We start from the raw sequence: 7,056 nt of genomic DNA on the forward strand, positions 1-7,056 counted from the left end.
TAAAACTGTCTCTTGAAGCTAATTATGATGATTATCTTGAAAAAAAATGATAATTAGACAGAAGTTCTCTTGTTCACATAGAGAACTTTATCTTCTTTTGTTTTCAAAATGAGAATTGCTGGCGTGCTTCCCCACTGGTTGCCAGATTTAGGAATTTATTATCGTCTCGATCTCGGCAAATTTCAGTGTGGTCAGTAGGTCTAATCAGCAGCGAAATTTCCAAAATTCTTACTAGCAGTTGTCGGCGCTGCTCCAGTGTAATGTACCTCTCGAACTTTGGGAGAAGAAGTTTTGTGACCAACTCGCCTATGGTTGCGGGACTTTGCAGAATAATAAAGTTATTAATCGCGTATTCTACAGCCAAAGCTGGTGTTGTCGTACTGCTTAAGGCGAAGCTTATAAAGACGTTCGTATCGATAACAATGGGTTCACGATTCATCTACTAAAAGCTCTTCCAACTTCTCATCAGTCAATCCCTGACTCTTGGCATAAGCACGAATTTCATTCACCACTTCCATCAAGGCTTGGGTGGTTTCCTCCTGTTCGTTCCCCGTCATCTCATGATTCTCGATTGTGAAATCGACACACGCATGAGCGGATAAGCCTAACTGCTCGATCGCTGTGGGGATTTCGCTAATTTTAACGTTTCGGATCGTTGCTTTCATATTTTCAAAGTAGCACAAATACAAATTGAATTATTATTCTTCAGCTTGTAGGTTGGGTTGAGCGATTTAATCCTTAGGAGAAAACTGCTCGATTCAATGGTTTGAGCGAAACCCAACATTATTGACGATATTGGTGTGGTTGGGTTTCGCTTAAGCGTCGCTAACATTTGACAGACAAGAGTTATTATTGCTCAACCCAACCTACGGCTAGTATGGTGTATCACTCCACCATCGTCCTGCTTCCTCTCTTTCGTTTTGTTCGCTCATCAGTCTTATTATTCTTAGTTCGTCATCTTTTCTTCTTTTTTCTTCATCCTCTTTTATACGCTTTATACTCTGTTCAGTCACTTGTTTAAACTGAGGAAATATAGTTGCAAGTTTTTTAAGTTCATACTCTAGATTACCTGATGAAACAAGTTTAGAAACATACTTATCAAATACATCTTTAAACTCAGGCAAAGTAGCAACAAAATCTTTTAACCTGTCCATTGTACCATAATGAAAACCGAGACTTATAGGTTTTTCGGAAATCCACCGACTAATTGCAAACCGAAAATCTGGGTACTTATCTAGGAGCACCTAACATCGGCAACAGATAAACCTCCGTCAAGCATCTGTAACCATTGCTGGCGAACAGAATTCCGTTGGACAGGATCAGTAATGTGGTCAAAACAGTCATCGTAGGGCGTTGACATATTTTTTTCTCCGAATCACTTATGATATCATTTTAACCGTTCAGGGGGCGGTTATCAAGTAGCCATTAGTTTTGTAATGGGGATTTATGCCCCGCTCTAAAAACTTTTCGCCTTAAGGCGAAGTTTTAGACCCGATTTTTTCGATAAAAGCAGACCACGGGGGAACTTTTCACAGCACCAAAGCTCTGCAAGAATTATCACTTTAAGCGGTGACATTTTCTGTTTTTGCTGGTTGAATTTCCGGCATTTCTACTTTAATTAAACTCACTCTAGCACGATAAAGTAGTTTTTCCCCATGACGATAGCCCCGATAACGAACTAAAACGGGTGTACCGATTGTTGCTTGACCATCGATCAATTGATGGATTTGCGGATCATAACTCACATGATCACCGACACTGTCAATTGGTTGCACTCCCCAGCGCTCCAGTAACTGCATAATCGGTTTAACTAGGGAGAGGATTTTGACGGCTGCTAGGTCGGGATTTTTGCGGGCAACGGCCTCGGCCGTAGGCCATTGAACTAACCAAGATTCGATCGCTTCGATGCTTTGACGTTGAAATTCTGCGGCTAATTCTTCTTTTTGCTTGTCTAATTTTTGCTGCAAATTTTGATACTCTTGTTCGAGAATTTTTGATTCCCCTGAACGATCCTCTGTCCCCATCGTCGGGATTTGAAAATGAGCGAGAAGATCGCTAACTGGCAGCTGCAGCGCATTAGCTAATTTCACCAAAGATTCAGAGGATAATTTGGCGATTAAGCCATGGCAAACTCTCTGCAATTGCCAAGAAGATAGACCCGATAACCGACTCAATTCTTCCAGATTTTTACAGCCAATTTCTGCCATTAACTGCTCTAATTTTTGCCGATGATATTTATATAAGGACTCATTCATGGGACTTCTCAGCTTAAGCGATGTGTTTAGCTAAAACGGATTTAGGAGCGCGACGAACTCGACAGAGAATTGTTTCTTTACCGAGACGCTGATGAGCTGCAAAGCGATGGCAACCGGAAAAACCGTAGTATTGACCATCCACCTCCAAAACATCGATCGGCTCTCGTAATCCCTCCTCAGCGATCGATTGCATCAACTGATTAACTTTTTCGGGATCGGTTTGTCGCGGTAAAGGACGACGAATTTGGGACAGAGGAATGTTTTTAATTTCCATACTGTCTTTACTATAGCACATTTAGGCTAAACTGAAGATAAGTTGACTCGGTTGCTGATGCAGTGGTCTGTCTCGGTGCTGGCAGTTTTCTTGACACAGACAAGATTTTATCACCCAATCCTCTCCTTTTCTGACTATGACTATTCCTCCTATCAATGAAAAAATTATCCGGCAAAATAGCACCAATGCTTCCTATCAGCGCGGTCGGTATTATTACGATAGCGATGCAGTTATTTCTCTTTGGCAACGGGGGCAAAATCTGCAAGCTTTAGTCCGTGGTAGTGAGGTTAAACCCTATCGAGTTGCCATGGATTTTAACCAAGATAATCTTGAGAATGTCTCCTGTTCCTGTCCCTACGATTACGAGGGTTGGTGTAAGCATATTGTGGCGGTTTTATTAACCTGTTCTCGTCAACCAGAATTAATTATCAAAAAAGCTTCTCTAGAGGAGTTGTTGACACCGATTGATGAAAGTAAGTTAAGAAAATTGCTTAATCATTTAGTGGCTAAACACCCAGAAATTATTGAGACAATTGATAAATTTTTATTTCCAGCTACCCCAGTTAATAAAGCGGGAGGGAAGATAACTATTAATGTCAAAGCTTATCGTAATACTGTCCGTAATGAACTGCGGCAATCCCTGCGAGCGATCGAAGAAGATTACTACGAAGAAGATCCAATTTCTAATGAAATTTATGCCCTAGTGGATGAGTCCCAAGATTATTATCAAAAGGGAGAACCGGATAATGCGATCGCTATTTTAGAAGCAATTATTAGCGCCTGTATCGAGGAATGGGATAATTTAGAAGATTACGGTGCTGTTAATGATGATTTAAGTGCTAGAATCGATCGAGTTTTAACTGGGGCAATTTTAAGTAAAGAATTTAATCCCCAAGAAAAGCAAGATTTAAGGGAAAAAATCGAGCAATGGCAGCATGAATGGAGTGCTGATTTTGAGATGAGTTTAGCAGCCTTACAACAGGGATGGGACGATCCAGTTTTAGAGAAGATTTTACGGGGAGAATCGGCTAATTTTTCAGAAATGTGGTCAGATAATATCCCCTATTATGCCCAAACATTAACTTCTATTCGCTTAGAAATTTTCGAGAAACAGGAAAAAGATCAGGAGTATTTGAATCTAGCTTTAGCTTCAGGACAAGTGGTAGAATACCTAACTAAGTTAGTCTATCTCGATCGCATTGATGAAGCGATGGCAGCATCAAAAAATATGATAACTAAAAACGATGAAGCCTTCTTTTTTGCCAAAGCTTTACGCGATGAATCCGCACCAGAATCCGCCCTAATAATTGCCCGGAGTGGTCTAAATTTCCCAGGTAATTATCATTATCAATTAGCTCTCTGGACAAGTGAACTAGCGCAATCTTTAGGGGATATAGATACAGCTTTGGCTGCTAGAATTAAGGCATTTCAAGACCAACCTTCCTTTTCCCATTACCAAAAAATTGAGTCTTTAGCGGGGGAAGATTGGTCTGATTTAAAATTAGACTTGTTAGATTACTTGCGCGAGTTTAGCGGTGGACGTTCCACAGAGGCTAAAATCGATATATTTCTCCACGAAAATTTAGTTAGAGATGCAATTAAAGTCGTTTCTGATAATTCCTATGTGCAGTCTCACCTAATTTGGCGGATAATGGATGCGGCTGCTACCGTCGATCCTAACTGGGTGATCGATCGCGCGCGTCCTCCTGCGGAAAAGATACTGGACGAAAAAAAGGCTGATCGCTACGAAGAAGCGATTAAATGGCTGAAAAAAGCTCGTAATGCCTTTTATATGTCGGGAAGACGGGAAGAATGGCAAACCTATCGAGAAAGTTTAATTAAGGAACACGGACGCAAATCGAAATTTATGGGGTTATTCAAATATCAGGATTTACAATAATTTAAGCTTCTAGCCGTCAGTTATCGGCTAAAACCGGGCTGTTTTTAGCTTGTAGAGCGGTAATTGTCCTAATCTTAAGTCTGTGATGTTTCGACGCAAAGTAGAGTATAATGGAAGATTGGTCTAAACTTATACCCAGACTACTTATACTGAATATTCATTGTCAAAAAATATGACTGAAACTATTCGCTTTTTGATGTGTTCTCCCGATCATTACGATGTGGATTATGTGATTAATCCTTGGATGGAGGGCAACATTCACAAATCTTCCCAAGAAAAAGCTAGGCAACAATGGCAGCAGCTTTATCATGTTCTCAAAGATCGGGCGCTCGTGGATTTAGTGACACCAGAAAAAGGCTGGCCTGACATGGTTTTTACCGCTAATGCAGGTTTAGTTCTGGAAAAAACTGTCGTTCTCAGTCGCTTTTTACACAAAGAAAGACAGGGAGAAGAACCCTATTTTAAACAGTGGTTTGAAGATAACGGTTTTACGGTTCACGAACTGCCCAAAGATTTACCCTTTGAAGGTGCAGGAGACGCACTATTAGATCGGGAAGGACGTTGGTTATGGGCAGGATATGGCTTCAGAACTGAGTTAGATTCCCACCCTTTAATCGCTAAATGGCTCGATATCGAGGTTTTATCCCTACGTTTAATCGATGAACGTTTTTATCACCTTGATACCTGTTTTTGTCCCCTTAGTGGCGGTTATCTCCTCTACTATCCCGATGCTTTTGATGCCTATTCTAATCGGTTAATTGAGTTAAAAATTCCCGAAGAAAAACGCATTATCGTTGAAGAAGCCGATGCGGTTAACTTTGCTTGTAATGCAGTGAATATCGGTGAAGTAATCGTCATGAATAAAATTAGTGACGATTTACAACATAAGTTAGCATCAAAAAGCTTTGAAGTGGTACAAACTCCCCTGACAGAGTTCTTAAAAGCAGGGGGAGCGGCCAAATGTTTAACCCTGCGTACCACCGAACCCCTAATTCCAGACCATCACGCTAATGTCACCATTGAAAGTCGCATTCTCCAGCTAGAAGGTCATCTGCTCGACGCGGGAATTATGAATAAAGCTCTCGATGTTGTGGTGGGAAATGGGGGCAGCTTCAAGGTTTTAAACTTCACCTTAGGGATTGAGCGCCAAAGTACCTCCTCGGCCGAAGTGCGGGTTTCTGCACCCTCTCACGAGGTAATGGAGGAGATCATGGTACAATTGATCGACCTCGGTGCGGCCGCTCGTCCCCAAGAAATCTGTGATGTCAATACCGCAGTGGTGGCACAAGATGGGGTCGCTCCCGATGATTTTTATGTCAGCACCATCTATCCCACGGAAGTGCGGGTTAACTGTGAATGGGTGCGGGTGGAAAATCAACGCATGGATGCAGCCATCGTCGTCACTGAAAGTCCAGAAGGCAAAACCGCGAAATGTACTCTCCTGCGGGATTTAAAAGCTGGCGATCGCGTTATGGTGGGAGTTGAGGGCATCCGTACTATCCGACAGGCGGAATCCAGGGAACAACGCAACAGCACTCAGGAATTTACCTTTATGGGTGCGGGGGTTTCCAGCGAGCGCCGAGTCGAGTTAACCGTCGAGCAGATTGCCTGGGAAATGCGTAAAATTCGCGACCAGGGCGGTAAAGTGGTAGTAACGGCAGGTCCGGTGGTCATTCACACTGGAGGAGCGCAACATCTCTCCCGTTTAATCCGCGATGGTTACGTTCACGCTTTACTGGGGGGAAATGCGATCGCAGTTCACGACATGGAACAGGCGATCATGGGTACTTCTTTAGGGGTAGATATGCAGAAAGGCATCCCCGTGCGCGGTGGCCATCGTCACCACCTCAAGATTATCAACCTCATCCGTCGCCACGGCAGCATCGCCAAAGCTGTATCGGCCGGGGTATTGACAAAAGGCGTAATGTATGAATGCGTCAAGAATAATGTCCCCTTCAGTTTGGCCGGTTCAATTCGCGATGATGGTCCGCTTCCGGATACGGAGATGGATTTAATTAAAGCACAGGAAGAATATTCGCGCTTGATTCAAGGTGCAGACATGATTCTCATGCTCTCTAGTATGCTCCATTCCATCGGTGTGGGCAATATGACACCGGCGGGGGTAAAAATGGTCTGTGTTGATATTAACCCGGCCGTGGTGACAAAATTAAGCGATCGAGGTTCTGTAGAATCCGTCGGTATTGTCACCGATGTGGGTTTATTCCTGAGTCTGTTAACCCAACAGTTGGATAAGTTAACCCGTCCCTTGGTAGAAACGGTTTAAAACCGCAAATAGATATCGGGTGGGTTACGCTTTGCTAACTCACCTATTTTTATCGGTATTTTCAACCAATTATCAGAGAAAATTTGCCCACTAGAGTCGCCCTAGCTTGCTTTCTTTTTGTATAATACTAAATCTGGTTATTAAGTAGCTGGTTATAATTAAATTAAAAATGGATTTTAGGTTCGATCGCCCCTTAGTCCTAGGTTTGATTCATAGTAGGGTTGATTCATGAATCAACCCTACCCTTAGTCCCCCCTTGATAAGGGTGGTGTCTGATAATTTTTAACGCCTACCTACTTAAAGACTGATTATTTATTCCCCTTTTTGCATGAGTGCATGAGCA

General features: G+C 42.5%; 7 protein-coding genes. 2 read left to right on the forward strand and 5 right to left on the reverse strand.

Features of this window, described 5'->3' with window-relative positions:
- Positions 1-103: 103 nt before the first annotated feature.
- The 5 genes from IM477_RS23075 to IM477_RS11385 form a co-directional block, all read right to left on the reverse strand.
- Complete coding sequence (locus IM477_RS23075) at positions 104-439, reverse strand: putative toxin-antitoxin system toxin component, PIN family (RefSeq protein ID WP_353845541.1); 336 nt, start codon at positions 437-439, stop codon at positions 104-106.
- Positions 429-665, reverse strand: a complete 237-nt coding sequence (locus IM477_RS11370) for a hypothetical protein (RefSeq protein ID WP_002799399.1) — start codon at positions 663-665, stop codon at positions 429-431. Before IM477_RS11370 ends, IM477_RS23075 begins: the two co-directional genes overlap by 11 nt.
- A 207-nt stretch (positions 666-872) precedes the next feature.
- Entirely contained in the window at positions 873-1,154 is a 282-nt protein-coding gene (locus IM477_RS11375) for a hypothetical protein (RefSeq protein WP_287731785.1), read from the reverse strand.
- Positions 1,155-1,562: 408 nt separating this feature from the next.
- Positions 1,563-2,255 (reverse strand): helix-turn-helix domain-containing protein, encoded by a 693-nt coding sequence (locus tag IM477_RS11380; protein ID WP_287731786.1) that lies wholly within the window; start codon positions 2,253-2,255, stop codon positions 1,563-1,565.
- Positions 2,256-2,268: 13 nt separating this feature from the next.
- Complete coding sequence (locus IM477_RS11385; RefSeq protein ID WP_002763410.1) at positions 2,269-2,550, reverse strand: ParB N-terminal domain-containing protein; 282 nt, start codon at positions 2,548-2,550, stop codon at positions 2,269-2,271.
- Positions 2,551-2,665: 115 nt separating this feature from the next.
- Between IM477_RS11385 and IM477_RS11390 the strand changes: the two genes are divergently transcribed.
- Entirely contained in the window at positions 2,666-4,429 is a 1,764-nt protein-coding gene (locus IM477_RS11390) for an SWIM zinc finger family protein (protein ID WP_287731787.1), read from the forward strand.
- 172 nt (positions 4,430-4,601) lie between these two features.
- Positions 4,602-6,713 (forward strand): bifunctional arginine dihydrolase/ornithine cyclodeaminase, encoded by a 2,112-nt coding sequence (argZ, locus tag IM477_RS11395; protein WP_287731788.1) that lies wholly within the window; start codon positions 4,602-4,604, stop codon positions 6,711-6,713.
- The last annotated feature ends 343 nt before the right edge of the window (positions 6,714-7,056 follow it).

The sequence above is a fragment of the Microcystis sp. M090S1 genome (assembly GCF_020246295.1).
Lineage (GTDB): Bacteria > Cyanobacteriota > Cyanobacteriia > Cyanobacteriales > Microcystaceae > Microcystis > Microcystis aeruginosa.

Coding starts and splice junctions, on each gene's coding strand:
- IM477_RS23075 (WP_353845541.1), bottom strand. CDS start 439: ATGAATCGTGAACCCATTGTTATCGATACGAACGTCTTTATAAGCTTC.
- IM477_RS11370 (WP_002799399.1), bottom strand. CDS start 665: ATGAAAGCAACGATCCGAAACGTTAAAATTAGCGAAATCCCCACAGCG.
- IM477_RS11375 (WP_287731785.1), bottom strand. CDS start 1,154: ATGGACAGGTTAAAAGATTTTGTTGCTACTTTGCCTGAGTTTAAAGAT.
- IM477_RS11380 (WP_287731786.1), bottom strand. CDS start 2,255: ATGAATGAGTCCTTATATAAATATCATCGGCAAAAATTAGAGCAGTTA.
- IM477_RS11385 (WP_002763410.1), bottom strand. CDS start 2,550: ATGTGCTATAGTAAAGACAGTATGGAAATTAAAAACATTCCTCTGTCC.
- IM477_RS11390 (WP_287731787.1), top strand. CDS start 2,666: ATGACTATTCCTCCTATCAATGAAAAAATTATCCGGCAAAATAGCACC.
- argZ (WP_287731788.1), top strand. CDS start 4,602: ATGACTGAAACTATTCGCTTTTTGATGTGTTCTCCCGATCATTACGAT.